Below are 17,829 nucleotides of genomic sequence, written 5' to 3'. Positions count from 1 at the left end.
TTCATGCGCACCTTGAAAAAAGCAAAATAGATTAATAAATTAACCCTTTCGCCCGCGCCAGCAGAAACGCGGTAACCGATGTCGCGTCGCTGATCTTTCCTGCCAGAATCAGTTCAAGAAACGCGTCGATTTTAATTTTCTTCGCGGTTAATCCCACCTCTTCCGCATCCAGATTTTGCCCCTGATTCGCCGTTCACATTTTCTGAATTAGCGCGCCATCGCCTGTTTTAGGGCGTTTAGAAAAACCGTGACGCGCGTTGGCAGATGCCGTGCGGTGGGAAACAGCGCCCAGACGCCGAGCAGCTGCGGTTGGGCATCTTGCAAGGCAATTTCAATCAGTTCACCTGCCGCCAGTTCCTGCTGCACATCCCACGCAGAGAGCTGGGCGATGCCGCTGCCCGCCACGCACAAAGTGCGCACGCCTTCCACATTGCTGCCGCTGAAACGGCCCTCAACGCTGACACTGGAAATATGGTCGTCGACTGTAAAACTCCATTGCGGCACGCCGGATAAACGCAGGCAGTTATGCTGATGCAAATCGGCCAGCAGTTGTGGAGTGCCGAAGCGCGCCAGATAGTCTGGAGAAGCACAGAGCACGCGCGGATTGTCCGCCAGCCGCTGCGCCACTAAGCGTGAATCCCGCAGCGGGGCGATGCGAATGGCGACATCGCAGCCGAGCCCAACAATATCGGTGACGTTATCGCTGAGCTGGAAATCGATTTTCAGTTCGGGATTCTCCGCCATCAGCGCGGGCAGCAATGGAATAATGGTGCGGCGGCCAAAGCCAGAAGGCGCGGTGATGCGCAGCTGGCCGGTGGCGCCCTGTTTATCTGGCGAGAACAGATTGCGCGCGCTCTGTTCGGTTTCCGTCAGGGTCTTGGCGTAAGGCAGAAACTCTTCACCTTCATCTGTTAACGCAATGGCGCGGGTGGTGCGATGCAGCAGGCGCACGCCGAGATCTTCTTCCAGCGAGGCGAGTCGGCGTGAGACCGTCATCGGCGTGGTGTTCAGTCGCCGCGCGGCCTGCGTCAGGCTGCGCGTCTGGGTGACCATCAGGAACACCTCAACATCTTTTGAGTTCATTGTAACGATTTCCGTTATACAGACGTATCATCATCGGCCATTTTTGTCCCTGTGGCGACCGAATATACTGCGCTCTGTAGATAATCCGCATCCAGAGAGCAATATGAGTGATAAACATCTTTTTCAGAGCGACACACTGAATCGGCTGGCGCTGAAGAATCGCATTTTGGTGGCGCCTATGACGCGCATCTCCGCCAGCGTTGACGGCATACCGGGTGAACGTATGCAGCACTACTATCAGCGCTTCGTGCGCGGCGGCTTTAGCGCCATCATCACCGAAGGCATCTATATCGATGAAGCCTGGTCGCAAACCTATGCGTTTCAGGCGGGGCTGATTAACGCCAAACAGAGCGCCGGCTGGCGCGCGATCACCAATCGGGTGCATCAGCATGGCGGCAAAATCATTGCGCAGTTGATGCATGCCGGGGCGATATCGCAGGGCAACATCTATCGTCCGGACACGCTTGCGCCCTCAGCAGTGCAGCCGCGCGGGGAACAACTCGGTTTCTATCACGGTCATGGTGCCTATCCGCTGCCACGCGAAATGGATGAAGAGCAGATCCAGCAGGTGATCGACAGCTTTGCGCACACTGCGGCGCGGGCAATCGGCGAAGCGGGTTTCGATGGCATCGAAATTCATGGCGCTAACGGCTATCTGCTTGACCAGTTCTTTACCGATTACACCAATCAGCGCAACGATCGCTGGGGCGGCGATATCGTGGCACGTTTGTCTCTGACGCTGGCGGTGATCGCCGCGGTGCGCCAGCGCGTAGGCAAGGATGTTACGCTGGGAATTCGCCTCTCACAGGGCAAAGTGAATGATTTTCATCACAAATGGCAAGAAGGTGAAGCGGGCGCGCGTCTGGTATTCGCCGCGATTGCTGAGGCCGGCGTGGATTATCTGCATCTGACTGAATATGACGCGCTGCAACCGGCATTTGCCGATTCGCCGCTGTCGCTGGTGCAAATTGCGCGCCAGGCGGCACCGAAATTGCCGATTATCGCCAATGGCGCGTTAAGTGATGCCAGCACGGCGGCGCAGGCGCTGGAGCAGGGCGCAGATTATGTGTCGATAGGCAAAAGCGCGCTGGCCAATCCCGACTGGCCGATGCGTATTCGTGATGGCGTGGCACTGCGCGAATTTGATAAAAATCTGCTGGCGCCATCGGCGGGTGTGAAAAACTGCGAATTGGTTTAACGTTTGGCAAAAGCGCTGAGTGAGCGTAACGTTTTCATTAATTTGCATATGTATGCAGGTGCGCATGAACGCGCACCCTACGAAAAACGCACCAATCCTTTGTAGGGTCGCCATTTATGGCGACCGTATGATTATTGCGCAAAAGCCCACGTCAGTTTGCCCTTGTCGGAGACCAGCTTCTCCAGCTTCTTCTCATTCACTTTCTTGCGTGCACCTAACCGATCCGCCGTCAGCGGGCCGCTATCGCTGTGCGCAATTACCGTGTCTTTCGGCACGCTGGTCATCTTCTCAGCGATGGTTTCCAGCGCTTTGGCGTAACCGCTGCGATTGTTGAGGTCAAAGTTCTTCAGCGGCAGCTGCGTTTCCAGCCATTTGCCCCAGTAGAACTCGAGGAACGGCGGCGGATTCTGCTCCTTCTCAAAGCCAATGTCACGCACGAAATAGACCAGCGAGCGATATTCATCATTCTGCATATGCTGGCGGCCCAACTCTTTCGGCAGCGCGTCCGGTTTAATTTTGCCAGCAGGCGTATCCAGCCATACCAGATGTGCCGTTTCCATTTTTTGCCAGAAGGCGGACATGGTTTTCAGGCTGCGGAAGTCATCGGTGATGCGCACCTGCACCGGCGTGTTAAGACCGGCGATATCGGCGAAATTGCTGAAAGTATGATGACCATCGGTAAGGTACAGCACGTTATCCGGCGCAATCACCGCCGTTTTCATCGGCCCCGGTTCGCTGCCGACCGGCGCTTTACAGCTGAAGCTGCTGGGCTGCGAGAGACGTGATTTACTGTCAAATTTATCAACGCCTTTCTGCCCCATACTTTCGCAATAATCATCGAACAGCTTTTTCGGTTCGGCTTCATAACGATGCTGTTTGTAATCCAGCTGACGATAGCCAATCGCGGCCTGCGTCGGATGGAGTTGCGCTAACTGCACTTGCACAATATCACCGGCTTTGATGTCGGCGGGCAGCGCGGCGGATGCCTGTCCGGTTGACCACAACAGCGCCAGTATTGACCACGGTGTTCTCATTCCCTTTCCTCAAATCGCCTGAAACAGATGCGCACAATAGCATTAGTGTCATTTTGCCGCTGTAGTGTTGTCGCTCGCGGTTGCCCAGTTGCAACCGGTCATCCAGACATCTGACCACACGGAGCTTTGATTATGGCACTTGCTGCTGTGCAACCGGCAAAACTGCAACACACCGTTATCGATCCCAGCGTGCGCATGCGCGAAATCCAGATTGGCGCGCAATGTGAAGTGCTGGCCGAAACCTATATCGAATACAGCGAACTGGGTGACTTCTCCTATCTGGGAGAGCATTGCTGCGTCGCCGATGCGCAAATTGGGCGCTTTACCGCCATTGCTAATCATGTGCGGATTGGCGCACCCAATCACCCGATGGATCGCGCCTCGCAGCACCGTTTCACCTACTGTCCGGAATACTACGATGCGCAGGCGGAGCGCGATAATGGCTTCTTTGCCGAGCGTCGCGCCGATCGCGTGATCATTGGCAATGATGTGTGGATTGGCCATGGCGTGATCGTACTGCCGGGCGTGACGGTGGGTGATGGCGCGGTGCTGGCGGCCGGTGCGGTGGTGACGAAAGATGTGCCGCCTTACACCATTGTCGGTGGCGTGCCAGCCAAAGTGATCCGTGCACGTTTCGCGGCGGATATTGCCGCACAGCTGCAGGCGATTGCCTGGTGGAACTGGCCGCTGGAGAAGCTGATGGCGAATCTGGCGGATTTTCAGTCCTCCGATCTCCGCGCATTTTGCCAGCGGCACGGCAGATAACTCCGCTGCAAGCGCCATTTGTCGTCGCAGCGAATCGCAAGCAATCTCAAAATGCCCTGTTTTTGCGATTGCTTGCGATGTGGATTAGATCGGCGGATGCATCACCATCGCCGACAACACCGCTTCCTGCGGCAACCCGACATGCAGCAAAATCTGCTGGCGATAATGCTCATCGGCGTCGCGCGCATCGTCGCTGAGTAACACGCCAACTTCATTGACGTTCTTGCCGGCCACCTGCACCTTGTCACGCGCGGCACTGCGCATCCATTCGTACTCTATATCAATGTGGCCGGTATCAATGCAGCGAATGCCATGCTGGCTGAGATCGTAAGCCAGCACCGTGGCGGTGGGGCCGAGCGACATCAGCACCATATCGTAATCGTGTGCGTGCGCCAGTACCGAGCTGTAGAGATCGTTGTAGACCGAGAAGGCATTACGATTGAGCGTGGTGATGCGTTTAATCTGCCGCGCGCCATCGAGCAGATCGTTATCGATGCCGAGACGCGTGCCGCTGCCTTCCACAATTAATATCTTTTTATCGCTGAACAGCTGTTTGAACTTATTAAATACGCGAGCAGCCTGCTGCTTATCCTTATAATCGTGATAGGGGCGCGTAACGGAGGTGTTGCCGTAGCGATAATCTTTCTTTAATAACGTTTCATAATGGCGAAAATAAAACGCTTTATGAAAAAACCAGAATAGGGCCGAACCAAAACGCATATTCGAGGTGCCGCGAAAGGCATCGGGCATACATAATAAACAGGGATTCTTCGGCTGACTTCCGCGCCGTAATATCTCTTTAAGGCGAATAGAGAGTCGTTCATCGAAAGATTGAAAACCGATATTCTTGAACAAGGTCATTTCCAGTTCGCCGTCGCCATAGCGGCTTACGGAGAGCTTGTGGTCGCTGAGCAGCAGGTCAATGGTCTGTTCAGGCGACATCACCTGATATTGCCGGGCTCGCGCATTGGCTACCGGAAACTTAAAAGCAGCGTGTGTGAGTTTAAAAGGAAAACGTAATTTACGATAAAAGAAATCTGCGCTGATCATCATCACCTTCTTTTTATTAGCGGCCTTGCCGCAGAGCAGTTACGTGATTTATATCACGCTCAATCTGGGATAACAGGCTGAGGAAACTCTCAAAAAGTCATTGCCACGCAATGGCTAATCAATTTAAAAAAGGTTCAATGAAGAGGGCGTAAATAAAAAGCGTAATAAAACCGCGCTTATTCGCGCTGCTATGATAATTGTCGCCAGGAATAATCGCAGCAGCGCAATAATGATTAATTAAGTTATTTCAATTGATGACGAACGGTGAAAGCGATTTTCCGGCTTTACTAAGCCTAAACGATCGCGCAGCGTGCCCGGTTGATAGTCGCTTCGGAAGACGCCCGCAGCCTGCAGGCGCGGGACAACCTGTTCGAGGAAGCGATCTTCGTTCTCGTCAATGTAGGTGGGCAGAATGACAAAACCGTCGCAGGCCTGATGCTGATACCAGTCAATCATCTGCTGCGCAATGCTATCCGCCGTGCCGGTCGGCGCCGGGAATGACAAGCTCTCGGCGTAGCGTTTTGCCATCTCACCCAGCGTCAGGTTCTGCTCAATGGCGCTGGCGATCACATACTGAAAGCGGCCTTTGCTGCCGGTGATCTTTTCACGCAGATCAGGAACCGGACCGTCAATGGGATACTGCGACAGATCGATATTCATGCTGGCCGAGACAAAGCTGAGGCCCGATTCCACGGTAATCAATGATTTCAGGTACGCCGCACGCTCCTCGGCATCGCGCTGCGTATTGCCGACAATCGGCACCATGCCGGGCAGAATGCGCAGTTGATCGGGCTGACGCTGATACTGCAGCGCACGCTGTTTTAGGTTTTGATAAAACTGCTGCGCGCGTTCCCGATTGGGTTGCACCACAAACAGCACTTCCGCCTGTTGCGCGGCCAGATCGATAAAGGCTTCCGATACGCCAGCCTGAATCACCACCGGATGGCCTTGCGGCGGACGCGGCAAGTTAAGCGGTCCCTGCACGTCGAAAGATTCACCCTGATGATCAAGCCGATGGAAGCGTGTCGGGTCGGCAAAGCGCGCCTGCGCTTTATCCAGAATCAGCGCGTCCTCTTCAAAGCTGTCCCACAGCGCTTTCATGACATCGATAAATTCGGCCGCGCGGCGATAGCGGTCTTCATGGCTAAAGTGCTCGCTGCGACCAAAGTTGCGCGCTTCGGCGTGGCTCAGCGAGGTGACCACGTTCCACGCCGCGCGTCCGCCGCTGATATGGTCGATGTTCGCCAGCTGTCGCGCGGTGGTGTAAGGCGCCGAATAGGAGGAAGATACGGTGCCGCCGAGGCCGATGTTGTCAGTCACCGCCGCCAGCGCGGCTAATAATGTTAAGGGTTCAGACCAGCCAACCTGACGATGCTGCACCGTGTGCGCCAGATGCCCGCCGTAAACATCATCAATTGCCAGCTTGTCCGCGACAAAAATCATGTCCAGCTTCGCGGCTTCGGCGCGCTGGGCGATTTTGCGGTACAGCGGCCAGTTGCTGCCGCCGGTCGCGGCCGAATCGGGATGGCGCCAGCCGCCCTGATGAATGCCGGAGTCGAGGTAGAGCGCCAGGTTCATCATGGTTTGGCGGCTCCATTGGCGTTAAAGAAGGAGGCATCCACCAGTTTGTCGGCTTTTAAGCCGGGTTTGATCAGGCCGCTGCGGGTGAAGGTATCAATTGCCAGCTGCTGGCGTTTCTCCACCAACGCGTAATCCTCAACCGGCGCGTTGTTTTCACGCTGCACTTTACTCAGCGCCACCGCATCTGGCAGACGCAGCAGTTTGGCGATCTCGCTGGCGTAGGCTTGTGGATGCGCCACGCCCCACGCGCGTGCGCGGATCAGGCGCTCGCGAAAGTCCGTGAGCTGCTCACGCTTGCTGGCGATGGCGCTATCGGTCGCCACCAGATAGTTTGAAACCGGAGAGTTTTTGCCGTCGATGGCGATGCGATCGCCGGACTGCGCCACGGCAAAGGACACATAAGGTTCCCAGGTTGCCACGGCATCCACCGCGCCATTATCCAGCGCCAGCGTCGCTTCCGACGGCGTGGTAAAGACAAAACTGACGCTGTCATCTGGCAAACCCGCTTCGTGCAGCGCATTCAGCACCATGTTTTGCCCGGCCGATCCTTTTACCGTCGCCACTTTCTTGCCTTTTAGGTCGGCGATGCTGTGCAGGGCGCTGTTCTTTTTCACCAGGATGGCATTGCCGAGATATTGCGATGCCTGAATAGCGCGGATTTGCGCGCCTGCGGCCACGGCAAACGACAGCGGACCATCGCCGACCAACCCGGCATCCAGATGCTGGGAGTTGAGCGACTCCAGCAGCGGCGCAGCGTTGGGGAACTCATACCATTTGATTTCATACGGCACATTGTTGAGCTCGCCAGCGGCGGACATCACCGCGCGAGCATTGCCTTTTTGATCGCCGACGATCAGTGGGTCAGTTGCAGCGTGAGAAGTCACCGCGAGGAGCAACAATGAGCTGGCTAATAAAGTGATTTTCATAACGTTTCCCGGGTAAAAAGAAAACAGCGTAAGTTTTCTACTACAGCGGGCGTAGTAATAAATCTGCGCAAGGTTATGTCTCAGGCGGAAATGCCCCCAAATCGCGCATCCTCGCCATTTTCCGTTATCAAAAAATGCGAATTTTCCTCAGTAATGATTAATTCTCACAACGAAAATAAAACGTGATTTCAGTCACAGAATGAACGAGGCGGCAGCTAGCAGCCATTAGCCAAACTACATTCATTAGCGGAGCTAACGACACACCTCGCAACGGGTTTTTACTTAACGGTAACGTACGTTAAAATTCTGTTGATTTTATGTGGGGTTATTTTTGAGGTTTTTCGATGAAAATGGTTGAGGGATTAGCATGGTTAACAAACTAACCAGTATCGTGCTCGCGATTCTGGCGATTGCCTTGCTGTATATGGGCGGCAAGCTGTTAATGCTGGGCGGCAGCGCCTTCTATGCGCTGATGGCGGTGGGCTTACTCATCACCGCAATTTTACTGTTCCGCAACCAGCGCAGCGCGCTGGCGCTGTATGCGGTGCTGATGTGGATTACGCTCGCCTGGATTATCTGGGAAGTGGGCTTTGATAAATGGCAGTGGATCCCACGCGGTGACCTGTTCGGCGTGATCGGCCTGTGGCTGGCGATGCCGTGGGTGGTGAAACCGCTGTATCACGGCGAACGCCGTTTCCACGGCTTCCTCGGCGGCACCGTGATTATCATGATCTTGGTGGTGATTGGTCTGTGCTTCTACGATCCGGTTCCGCAGCAAGGCACCATCAGCAATGCCCGCGAACAGAACAACGAGCAGGGCGCCGCTAACGACTGGACCGCGTACGGTGGTTCGTCTGACGGCCTGCGTTTCTCGGCGCTGAATCAGATCAGCAAAGAGAACGTCAAAAACCTCGAAGTTGCATGGACCTATCACACCGGCGATTTGCGCCAGGATGCGGATGCCACCGAATACACCTTCGAAGCCACGCCGCTGAAAGCCAACGGTATGCTGTATTTCTGTACGCCGCATAACGAAGTGCATGCGCTTGATCCGGAAACCGGCGCGGTGAAGTGGAAATTCACGCCAAATAAAGATCGCTCTTACCTGCAGCAGCATCAGACCTGTCGCGGTGTAAGCTACTACGAAGAAACTCCGGCTGCCGCGCAGGATAGCGCAGCGAATCCGGCTATCTGCCGTAAGCGTATCTTCAACGCCACCACCGATGCGCAGCTGATTGCGCTGGATGCCGATACCGGTAAACCGTGCGCTGATTTCGGTCAGAACGGTGTGGTTGATCTGCACGCCAACATGGGTGAAGTGCGTCCACATGCGCTGATGCAAACCGCAGCACCGCTGGTGGCGGGCAAGCTGGTGATCGTTGGCGGTTCCGTGATGGATAACGGCTTCAACAGCGGCAACCCGTCAGGCGTGATTCGTGCCTATGACGTACAAAGCGGTCGTCTGGTGTGGAACTTTGATCCGGCCAACCCGGAAAACACCGCGCCAATCGCTGAAGGTCAAAACTACCCGCAGGACACGCCAGTGGCGTGGGGCACGCTGAGTGCTGACCTGAAAAATGGCGTAGTCTATGTGCCCTTTGGTAACGCTTCACCGGATGAAGTGGGCATTGAACGCGATCCGAACAGCAACACCGAGAAGTTCCGCGATGCGCTGGTAGCGCTGGATCTGCAAACTGGTGCGTTCAAATGGCGCTATCAGAGCTCCAACCACGATCTGTGGGACCGCGATAATCCGTCACAGCCTTCGCTGGTGGACATCGATTATCAGGGTCAGAAGCAGCCTGTGGTGATCCTGCCGACCAAAACCGGCAACCTGTTTGTGCTGAACCGTCTTACCGGCCAGCCGGTGTATCCGGTGAACCAGGTGAAGGTTTCTACTGAAGGTGGCGTAGCGGGTGAGAAATTTGCGGCGACTCAGCCGGTTTCCAGCCTGAACTTCATTCCGCAGCCCTTGACCGAGAAGTCAATGTGGGGCATCACGCCGTTTGACCAGATGTCATGCCGCATGGATTTCCGTAGCCTGCGTTATGATGGCAATCCATGGACGCCAGCAACTGAAGGCGGTTCACTGATCTTCCCTGGCAACATTGGTGTGTTCAACTGGGGTTCTGTTGCTGTCGATCCGCAGCGTCAAATGTTGATTGCCGCGCCAGTGCGTCTGGCCTACAAGTACAACCTGATCAAACGCACCGAGCAGACCGCCACCGAGCGCCTGTTTACCAAAGATGGCACGCCATACTGGAACGAAAACTTCCACGGTGACTACGCGATCCATATCCAGCAGATGGCGTCAGGCCTCGGCATTCCCTGTGTTGCGCCGCCTTGGGGCCGCATGGTGGGCGTGGATCTGAAGACCGGTAAAACCGAATGGCTGCGCCGTGTGGGCGTGACCAAAAACCTGAAGACCAGCTTCCTGCCTGGCCGCTTCCCAATCGGCTTCCCGATGGGCATGGTGGCGCACGGTGGTCCATTGCTGACCGCAGGGGATTTGGTGTTCCACGGTGCAACAGCGGATAACTTCTTCCGCGCCTACGACAGCACCACTGGCGAGCTGCTGTGGCAGACCGAGCTGAGTGCCGGTGCGCAAGCCACGCCGTCTACCTTTATGGGTAAAGACGGTAAGCAGTACGTGGTGATTGCCGCAGGCGGTCACGGTTCGCTCGGCACCCAGGCGGGTGACAGCGTTGTGGCATTCCGTTTGAAGTAATCGCAGTGAAATAGAATAAGGCGCCCGCTGTGGCGCCTTTTTTTATCTGGCGCGCGACAATTCCCACGCCTGATAGCAGGCGATGAGCTGGGCTGGAGAGGCCAGGAACACTTTGGGTAGCGTCCACTGTTCGAACATCCGGCGATTGCGTTGGCGATGGCCAGGCGTAGTTACCAGCAAATAACGGATCATTTCCCAGGTAAGGTGCTCGCGCTGGTTGGGAGAAACCACGCCGCCTATGCGTTGGGCATCAAAAAGTGTGCGGCGGATATAACGCAGTAGGCTGCGAGCGGGATGAACATCAAGCAAGATTATTCCGCTGGATCTTATGAGGCGTTCGGGAAGGCAGCGCACATAATTACCGTCCATCACCCATTTTTCACCCGCAATAGCGTCAAGATGCAGTTGTCGAAACTCCGCTTCACTGCGCGCCTGCCAATGTGTTCCTGGCAAATGAAAAAGTTGGTCAAGATGAATCAGTGGCAATGCGGTTTTAGCAGCAATGGCCTGTGCTAGCGTGGATTTTCCGCTATTCGATGGACCCAGAATGCAGATACGTGGGCCAAGTTCCGCAAGCGTGAGAGAGGAAGCCATGATCAAATTCCTTGCAGCGATGTGATAATCCGTTGAAATAACCGATTGATAATCATATAAAATAATTGCATAAATTGAAGCATAAAAGCTAAACAGGAACAATTATGACCATCGCCTGCCTGCATACCGCCGCCAGTAATATCGCTATTTTCGATGACGCCGCGCACGCATTGGGCATGAGAAATGGCGAACTAAGTCATATTGTGATGCCGCATTTGCTGGCGGAAGCCGAGCTGACCGGTGGCATGACAGCGTCGCAGCAGCACAAACTGGAACAGCTGTTACGCAGCCTGACGCCGTGGTTCGACGCGATTCTGATTACCTGCTCGACGCTGGGGCCGGTCGCCGATGATTTTAACGCTGAAGGGCATGATTGCCCGGTGTATCGCACCGATCGCATGCTGGCTGATGAAGTGCACCGTTTGCCGGGAAAATCTCTGGTGCTGTGTGCGGCGGAATCCACGTTAGCGGCTACCCGCGCGCTGTTTTGCCCAGCGACGCTACCGGTTGAACAGCATCCTGAGGTGCAGCTGATTCCTGGCGCATGGGCGGCGTTTAAAGCGGGTCAACAGGATGCGTATCTGCAGATGATTGTGCAAGCAGTGGCAGACGGGAAACAGCAGGGTGCGGATCATGTGGCGCTGGCCCAGGTTTCTATGGCGGCGGCGTCCAGGCTGTTTAGCGCCGATAGTCAGCCATTAACCAGCCCGCAGCTGGCGTTAAAGGTGGTACGTGATTTTTCGTAGGGTGCGCATTGATGCGCACCTGGATGGAGGTCGCCATGCATGGCGACCCTACGAGGCGCAGGTAAGGCCGCGCATCGGGTTAACGTTCACCCTCATGTAAATAATAATCATTTGCATTAATGGTTATTACTCATTATCGTTAGCAACACTTTGTAACCTATCGCGATTAACCCCTAAAAATCCTCAATCAAAGAGGACGCTATTCTGCTGCTGCTTTTCAGGAGTGCTCTTTTCATTTTCCTGACATACGCCCACATCCGCGATTTGGTAGACTCAAGATTGAGAATGAACGTTCACTACAGGATTATTCATGAAGAATTTTCAGCGCACGGCCATCGCCGGGCTGGTGTTATTGCTCGCCGCCTGTGACCAGAATAGCGCCCCGCCAGCGGGCGAGATGACCACCGAAGTTGGCGTGAAAACGCTGCAAACTGAGTCGGTGACGCTCGATAGCCAACTCACCGGACGCGTGGTGGGCAGCATGGTGTCGGAAGTGCGTCCGCAGGTGGACGGCATCATCCAGAAACGCCTGTTTACCGAAGGCGATGAAGTCAAAGCCGGTCAGGTGCTGTATCAAATCGATGCGGCCAGCTATCAGGCCAGTTACGATCAGGCCGTTGCGCAGTTGAAAAATGCACAGGCGCTAGTGAAAAGCAGCCAGTTGAAATCCGCGCGTTATAGCGCGCTGGTGAAAGAGAACGGCGTATCGCGTCAGGATGCCGACGATGCGCTGGCAACCTATCAACAGAACGTGGCGTCGGTTGATCAATATCGTGCCGCAGTCGAAAGCGCCCGTATCAACCTCAACTACACGCAAATCAAAGCGCCGATTTCTGGCCGCATCGGCATCTCGTCGGTAACGCCAGGCGCGCTGGTGACCTCGGCACAAACCACGGCGCTGGCGACCATTCGTGCGCTGGATCCGATCTATGTCGATCTCACCCAATCCAGCGTGCAACTGCTGAAACTGAAGCGTCAGCAGGCTTCCCTTCAGCAGAGCAGCGATGTGGTGCCGGTAACGGTAAAACTGGAAGACGGCAGTAATTACGATCATCCCGGCAAGCTGGAACTGACCGAAGTGGCGGTTGATGAAGCCACCGGGACCGTTACGCTGCGCGCGATCTTCCCCAATCCGCAGCATGAATTGTTGCCGGGCATGTATGTGCGCGCCAGCGTCACCAACGGCATTAAAAACGATGCGATTCTGGCACCGCAGCAGGGCATCACGCGTGATGCCAAGGGCAACGCCACGGCGCTGGTGGTGGATAACGAGAACAAAGTGCAGAGCCGGGAAGTGGTGACCGATCGGGTTATCGGCAACACCTGGCTGGTCACCCATGGCTTAAACAGCGGCGACAAGCTGATTGTCGAAGGCACCGCCAAAGTGCAGGCCGGGATGACGGTAAAAGCAGTTGAAGTGACGCCGAACAGCGCCAGCAGCGGAGGCCAGTAACTATGTTGGCTCAGTTCTTTATTCGCCGCCCGGTATTCGCCTGGGTGATCGCCATCTGCATCATGATGTTTGGCGTGCTCAGCATTAAAAGTCTGCCGATCGCGCAGTATCCCGACGTCGCACCGCCGCAGATCAGTATTCAGGCCACTTACACCGGCGCGTCGGCGGAAACGCTGGAAAGCAGCGTCACGCAGGTGATCGAGCAGCAGCTCACCGGCCTCGACGGCTTGCTCTATTTCGATTCCACCAGCACCGCCTCAACCGGCCAGGTAAAAATCAGCGTCACTTTCCAGCAGGGCACCGATCCGGACATTGCGCAGGTGCAGGTGCAGAACAAAGTGCAGCAGGCCGAAAGCCGCTTGCCGACGTCCGTTACCACGCAAGGCGTGACGGTGGAGAAGGCGCAAAGCGACTTCCTGCTGATTCTGGCGCTGTACGATAAAACCAACCAAAGCACCTCGGCCGATGTGGCGGACTACATGGTCAGCAACATGGAAGATACGCTGGCGCGCGTGCCGGGCGTCGGTAGCGTGCAGGTGTTTGGTGCTGAATACGCCATGCGCATCTGGCTCGATCCCGCCAAACTCGCCTCCTATTCGCTGATGCCGTCTGATGTGACCAGCGCGCTAGAGAGCCAGAACACCCAGGTTTCCTCCGGTCAGTTGGGCGCGCAACCTGCCAGCAAAGAGCAGCAGCTGGTGGCGACCGTGCGTTCGCGCTCGCGTCTGCAAACGCCCGAACAGTTCCGCAATATCGTGCTGAAAAGCCAAAGCGACGGATCGGTGGTGCATCTGAGTGATGTGGCACGCGTGGAAATGGGTGATGAGGATTACAGCGCCAACGTGCTGGCGAACGGTCATCCGGCTTCAGGGATCGCGGTGCAGCTGGCGTCCGGCGCCAATGCGCTTTCAACCGCCGAACAGGTGAAAGCCACCATCGACGAGTTCCGCAGCAGCATGCCGCCGGGCTATGAAGTGGCGTATCCGCTCGACAGCACCGACTTCGTGAAAATCTCGATTGAAGAGGTGGTGAAAACCCTGATCGAGGCGGTGATTCTGGTGGTGATCGTGATGTTCGTATTTCTGCAGAACATCCGCACCACGCTGATTCCGGCGATTGCCGTGCCGGTGGTGCTGCTGGGAACCTTTGGCGTGCTGTCGCTGTTCGGTTATTCGATCAACACCTTAACCATGTTCGGCATGGTGCTTGCCATCGGGCTGTTAGTGGATGACGCAATCGTGGTGGTGGAGAACGTCGAGCGTGTGATGCGCGAAGAGGGCTTGCCGCCGCGTCAGGCCACTGAAAAGTCGATGAAAGAGATCACCGGGGCGCTGATTGGTATCGCGCTGGTGCTGTCGGCGGTGTTTCTGCCGATGACCTTCTTTAGCGGCTCAACCGGCGTTATCTATCGTCAGTTCTCCATCACCATTGTGTCATCTATGGTGCTGTCGGTGATTGTGGCGTTAACGTTGACGCCGGCGTTGTGCGCCACGCTGCTCAAACCGCACAACGAAGAAGGCGGTCAAAAGGGCTTTTTCGGCTGGTTTAATCGCAGCTACGAGCGCGTGCAGACGCGTTATCACAACGGCGTGGGTCATGTGCTGCACAGTTCGGTGCGCTATCTGCTGCTCTACGCGGTGCTGCTGATCGGTTGCGCGGTGCTGTATATGCGTTTGCCGACCGGCTTCCTGCCGACTGAGGATCAGGGCTATATCATGGTGCAATACCAACTGGCACCGGGCGCGACGGAAAACCGCACCAGCGCGGTTCGTCGTCAGGTGCAGGAATACTTCGCCACCAAAGAAAAAGACAACGTCAACGTCAGCATGCTGGTGAACGGTTTCAGTTTTGCCGGTAGCGGCCAGAACGCCGGGATTGGCTTTATCTCGCTGAAGAACTGGAGCGAGCGTAAAGGTGCAGAAAACAGTGCCGATGCCATTGCCGCGCGTGCCATGGCGAACCTGGCCAGCATTCGTGATGCGCAGATCTTCGTGCTTTCGCCGCCGTCGGTGTCCGGTTTAGGGCAGTCAGACGGGTTCACCTTTGAGCTGCAGGCGCGTGGTGCCACCGGGCGCGACCAGCTACTGCAGATGCGCAATCAGCTGATTGCCGAAGCCAATCAGGATCCGCTGCTCAGCGCGGTGCGTGCTAATACCTTGCCGGATTTACCGCAGCTGCAGGTCAATATCGATGATGAAAAAGCGCAGTCACTGGGTCTCACCATCAGCGACATCAACGACACGCTCAGTGCGGCGATCGGCGGCAGCTACATCAACGACTTCACCGATCGTGGCCGTGTGAAGAAGGTTTACATGCAGGGCGATCAACAGTTCCGCAGCAAGCCGGAAGATATCGATCGCTGGTACGTGCGCGGCAGCGATAGCAACAGCAATACCACCATGGTGCCGTTTGCGTCGTTCGCCTCCTCAGAGTGGGCGTACGGCCCGGATGTGTTGTCTCGCTATAACGGCCTCGCGTCCTACGAAATCGAAGGTTCGGCGGCGGCCGGCAAGAGTTCCGGGGATGCGATCAGCGCGATGGAAAAACTGGCAGCGAAACTGCCGGTGGGCACCACTTTTGCGTGGAGCGGCTTGTCCTATCAGGAAAAACTCTCCGGCAACCAGGCGATGTCGCTGTATGGCATCTCGCTGATTGTGGTGTTCCTGTGCCTGGCGGCGTTGTATGAAAGCTGGTCGGTGCCGTTCTCGGTGATGATGGTGGTGCCGCTCGGCGTGATCGGCTCGCTGCTGGCGATCAGCCTGCGCGGGCTGGAAAACGACGTCTACTTCCAGGTGGCGCTGTTAACCATCATTGGCTTGTCGGCGAAGAACGCGATTCTGATCGTTGAGTTCGCCGAAGACAATTACCGCAAAGGGGAAAGCCTGGTGAAGGCGGCGACGCACGCGGCATCGATGCGCCTGCGGCCCATCATTATGACTTCGCTGGCATTTACCGCTGGCGTATTGCCGCTGGCGATTTCCACCGGCGCGGGCGCCAACAGCCGTATTGCGATTGGTACCGGTATTATTGGCGGCACGCTGACTGCTACCTTGCTGGCGATCTTCTTTGTACCGCTGTTCTTTGTTCTGGTGCGTCGCGTGTTCCCGGCGATACCGCATGACGATAATCATGCATCTGTGCCCAAGGCGGGGGAATAACATGTCGGCAAAACTCTTAATGGTATTGGTTCCCGCGCTGCTGTCGGGTTGTGTGTCGCTCGATCCGCACTATGAGCGCCCGCAAGGCGCGGTCAGCAGCCAGATGCCGAGCGGTGAAGCCTATCGTTCATTGCAAGGCACACCAGCCAGCAACTACCGCGACCTGAGCTGGCAGGATTATGTGCTCGACGCCAAACTGCGCCAGGTGGTGGCGATGGCGCTGGATAGCAGCCGCGACTTGCGTGAAGCGGTGGCCAGCGTTAAATCCGCGCATGCGCAATACGGTGAAGAGCGCGCCAATCTGTTCCCGGCTATTAGCGCCGGCGTGAGCGGCACGCGTTCGCGCGCGTTAACAGGCGAAGGCAATCAAACCGCCATCAGCAACAGTTATTCGGCAGAAGGTAGCGTCAGTTCGTTTGAACTCGATCTGTTTGGCAAAAACCAGAGCCTGACGCGCGAGCAGTATGAAACCTATCTCGGCACGCTGCAGGGCGCACGCAGCACGCGCCTGACGGTGTTGTACAACACCGTGGATTACTGGCTGCAGCTCGCCGCCGATCGCAGCAATCTGGCGATTGCTAAAGAGACCGCCGAGAGCGCGCGACAATCATGGCAGGTGACGCGCAAGCAGATGGAAAATGGTATCGCCTCAATGGTGGATGTCTCGTCTGCGGAAACCACCTATCAATCCGCGCAGGCCGATGTCGCCAGCTACAGCACGCTGGTGGCGCAGGATAAAAACGCGCTGGATTTGGTGGTGGGCCGCAGCGTGCCGGATAACCTGCTGCCTGACAGCATTGAATCGATAGGTAACGCACTGCGCGAGGTGCCTGCGGGCGTCTCATCGGAGGCCTTGCTGAATCGCCCTGATGTGTTGCAAGCCGAGCATAATCTCAAGTCTGCCAACGCCAGTATCGGCGCGGCGCGTGCCAACTTCTTCCCGAGCATTACGCTGACGGGAAGCGGCGGCGTCGGCAGTAGCGATCTGTCGACGCTGTTTAAAAACGGGGCGGGCATTTGGTCGTTTGCGCCGAGCATTTCACTGCCGATTTTCCAGGGCGGCTACAACGTCTCTTACCTGAAATACACCAAAGCACAGAAGGAGTATTACGTAGCGGCGTATGAGAAAGCGGTGCAAACCGCCTTCCAGGAAGTGGCGGATGCGCTGGCGCGTCGCGGTACTATCAATGATCAGCTCAGCAGTCAGCAGAATAATGTGGCGGCATCGCAAACCTATTATCATCTGGCGGATCTGCGTTACCGCAACGGTGTTGATAGCTATCTCAATGCGTTAACCGCGCAGCGCACGCTGTACAGTGCCCGAACCAATCTGGTGAGTACGCAGCAAGCCTATTACCTGAATTTGATCACCTTCTATAAAGTGATGGGTGGCGGCACGGCGTTGAAAGAATCTGAAATAATGAGCGCGCAATAATTGCAGATTTCGTAGGGTGCGCATTTATGCGCACCAACCGCCAATAATGGAAACATTGTCATGGTTTCTCACCGGAAA

The 17,829-nt window shown here is 56.0% G+C and carries 13 protein-coding genes; 7 read left to right on the top strand and 6 right to left on the bottom strand.

The window, feature by feature from the left end:
* Nucleotides 1-207: 207 nt before the first annotated feature.
* Entirely contained in the window at nt 208-1,083 is an 876-nt protein-coding gene (locus K5Y30_RS02890) for a LysR family transcriptional regulator (protein WP_222210457.1), read from the bottom strand.
* Nucleotides 1,084-1,186: 103 nt separating this feature from the next.
* Between K5Y30_RS02890 and K5Y30_RS02885 the strand changes: the two genes are divergently transcribed.
* Nucleotides 1,187-2,281, top strand: a complete 1,095-nt coding sequence (locus tag K5Y30_RS02885; protein WP_222210456.1) for a tRNA-dihydrouridine synthase — start codon at nt 1,187-1,189, stop codon at nt 2,279-2,281.
* Nucleotides 2,282-2,412: 131 nt separating this feature from the next.
* Here K5Y30_RS02885 and K5Y30_RS02880 read toward each other — a convergent pair whose 3' ends face one another.
* Nucleotides 2,413-3,315, bottom strand: a complete 903-nt coding sequence (locus K5Y30_RS02880; protein ID WP_222181982.1) for a ParB/Srx family N-terminal domain-containing protein — start codon at nt 3,313-3,315, stop codon at nt 2,413-2,415.
* A 132-nt stretch (nt 3,316-3,447) separates the two neighbouring features.
* Between K5Y30_RS02880 and K5Y30_RS02875 the strand changes: the two genes are divergently transcribed.
* Nucleotides 3,448-4,080: a DapH/DapD/GlmU-related protein gene (locus tag K5Y30_RS02875; RefSeq protein ID WP_222210455.1), complete on the top strand. Its 633-nt coding sequence runs from the start codon at nt 3,448-3,450 to the stop codon at nt 4,078-4,080.
* A gap of 84 nt (nt 4,081-4,164) precedes the next feature.
* Here the strand turns inward: K5Y30_RS02875 and K5Y30_RS02870 are convergent, their stop codons facing one another.
* The 3 genes from K5Y30_RS02870 to K5Y30_RS02860 all read right to left on the bottom strand — a co-directional run bounded on the left by K5Y30_RS02870 (nt 4,165) and on the right by K5Y30_RS02860 (nt 7,637).
* Nucleotides 4,165-5,130, bottom strand: coding sequence for a GT-D fold domain-containing glycosyltransferase (locus tag K5Y30_RS02870; RefSeq protein ID WP_222210900.1), 966 nt, complete (start codon nt 5,128-5,130; stop codon nt 4,165-4,167).
* A gap of 237 nt (nt 5,131-5,367) precedes the next feature.
* Complete coding sequence (locus K5Y30_RS02865; protein ID WP_222210454.1) at nt 5,368-6,711, bottom strand: LLM class flavin-dependent oxidoreductase; 1,344 nt, start codon at nt 6,709-6,711, stop codon at nt 5,368-5,370.
* Nucleotides 6,708-7,637 (bottom strand): aliphatic sulfonate ABC transporter substrate-binding protein, encoded by a 930-nt coding sequence (locus tag K5Y30_RS02860; protein WP_222210453.1) that lies wholly within the window; start codon nt 7,635-7,637, stop codon nt 6,708-6,710. Before K5Y30_RS02860 ends, K5Y30_RS02865 begins: the two co-directional genes overlap by 4 nt.
* A gap of 367 nt (nt 7,638-8,004) precedes the next feature.
* Between K5Y30_RS02860 and K5Y30_RS02855 the strand changes: the two genes are divergently transcribed.
* On the top strand, nt 8,005-10,365 hold the full coding sequence (locus K5Y30_RS02855) for a membrane-bound PQQ-dependent dehydrogenase, glucose/quinate/shikimate family (RefSeq protein ID WP_222210452.1): 2,361 nt from the start codon (nt 8,005-8,007) through the stop codon (nt 10,363-10,365).
* Between the two features lie 42 nt (nt 10,366-10,407).
* On the opposite strand, the gene K5Y30_RS02850 is transcribed toward K5Y30_RS02855, so the two are convergent.
* Nucleotides 10,408-10,959, bottom strand: a complete 552-nt coding sequence (locus K5Y30_RS02850) for an AAA family ATPase (RefSeq protein WP_222210898.1) — start codon at nt 10,957-10,959, stop codon at nt 10,408-10,410.
* Nucleotides 10,960-11,063: 104 nt separating this feature from the next.
* Here K5Y30_RS02850 and K5Y30_RS02845 point away from each other — a divergent pair, with 104 nt between their 5' ends.
* From K5Y30_RS02845 to K5Y30_RS02830, 4 genes are all read left to right on the top strand, one after another.
* The gene (locus tag K5Y30_RS02845; protein WP_222210451.1) at nt 11,064-11,705 is read left to right on the top strand and encodes a glutamate racemase; all 642 of its coding nucleotides are present in this window, start codon (nt 11,064-11,066) and stop codon (nt 11,703-11,705) included.
* Between the two features lie 310 nt (nt 11,706-12,015).
* Nucleotides 12,016-13,158 (top strand): efflux RND transporter periplasmic adaptor subunit, encoded by a 1,143-nt coding sequence (locus tag K5Y30_RS02840; RefSeq protein WP_222210450.1) that lies wholly within the window; start codon nt 12,016-12,018, stop codon nt 13,156-13,158.
* 2 nt (nt 13,159-13,160) lie between these two features.
* Nucleotides 13,161-16,316, top strand: coding sequence for an efflux RND transporter permease subunit (locus K5Y30_RS02835; RefSeq protein ID WP_222210449.1), 3,156 nt, complete (start codon nt 13,161-13,163; stop codon nt 16,314-16,316).
* A gap of 1 nt (nt 16,317) precedes the next feature.
* Entirely contained in the window at nt 16,318-17,751 is a 1,434-nt protein-coding gene (locus tag K5Y30_RS02830; protein WP_222210448.1) for an efflux transporter outer membrane subunit, read from the top strand.
* Nucleotides 17,752-17,829: the final 78 nt, after the last annotated feature.

This window comes from Pantoea sp. DY-5 (assembly GCF_019795955.1).
In the GTDB taxonomy this organism is placed as follows: Bacteria; Pseudomonadota; Gammaproteobacteria; order Enterobacterales; family Enterobacteriaceae; genus Pantoea; species Pantoea leporis.
The sequence above is the reverse complement of the archived record's forward strand: the minus strand, read 5'-3'. Positions and strand labels throughout refer to the sequence as shown.

Coding starts and splice junctions, on each gene's coding strand:
- K5Y30_RS02890 (WP_222210457.1), bottom strand. CDS start 1,083: ATGAACTCAAAAGATGTTGAGGTGTTCCTGATGGTCACCCAGACGCGC.
- K5Y30_RS02885 (WP_222210456.1), top strand. CDS start 1,187: ATGAGTGATAAACATCTTTTTCAGAGCGACACACTGAATCGGCTGGCG.
- K5Y30_RS02880 (WP_222181982.1), bottom strand. CDS start 3,315: ATGAGAACACCGTGGTCAATACTGGCGCTGTTGTGGTCAACCGGACAG.
- K5Y30_RS02875 (WP_222210455.1), top strand. CDS start 3,448: ATGGCACTTGCTGCTGTGCAACCGGCAAAACTGCAACACACCGTTATC.
- K5Y30_RS02870 (WP_222210900.1), bottom strand. CDS start 5,130: ATGATCAGCGCAGATTTCTTTTATCGTAAATTACGTTTTCCTTTTAAA.
- K5Y30_RS02865 (WP_222210454.1), bottom strand. CDS start 6,711: ATGATGAACCTGGCGCTCTACCTCGACTCCGGCATTCATCAGGGCGGC.
- K5Y30_RS02860 (WP_222210453.1), bottom strand. CDS start 7,637: ATGAAAATCACTTTATTAGCCAGCTCATTGTTGCTCCTCGCGGTGACT.
- K5Y30_RS02855 (WP_222210452.1), top strand. CDS start 8,005: ATGGTTAACAAACTAACCAGTATCGTGCTCGCGATTCTGGCGATTGCC.
- K5Y30_RS02850 (WP_222210898.1), bottom strand. CDS start 10,959: ATGGCTTCCTCTCTCACGCTTGCGGAACTTGGCCCACGTATCTGCATT.
- K5Y30_RS02845 (WP_222210451.1), top strand. CDS start 11,064: ATGACCATCGCCTGCCTGCATACCGCCGCCAGTAATATCGCTATTTTC.
- K5Y30_RS02840 (WP_222210450.1), top strand. CDS start 12,016: ATGAAGAATTTTCAGCGCACGGCCATCGCCGGGCTGGTGTTATTGCTC.
- K5Y30_RS02835 (WP_222210449.1), top strand. CDS start 13,161: ATGTTGGCTCAGTTCTTTATTCGCCGCCCGGTATTCGCCTGGGTGATC.
- K5Y30_RS02830 (WP_222210448.1), top strand. CDS start 16,318: ATGTCGGCAAAACTCTTAATGGTATTGGTTCCCGCGCTGCTGTCGGGT.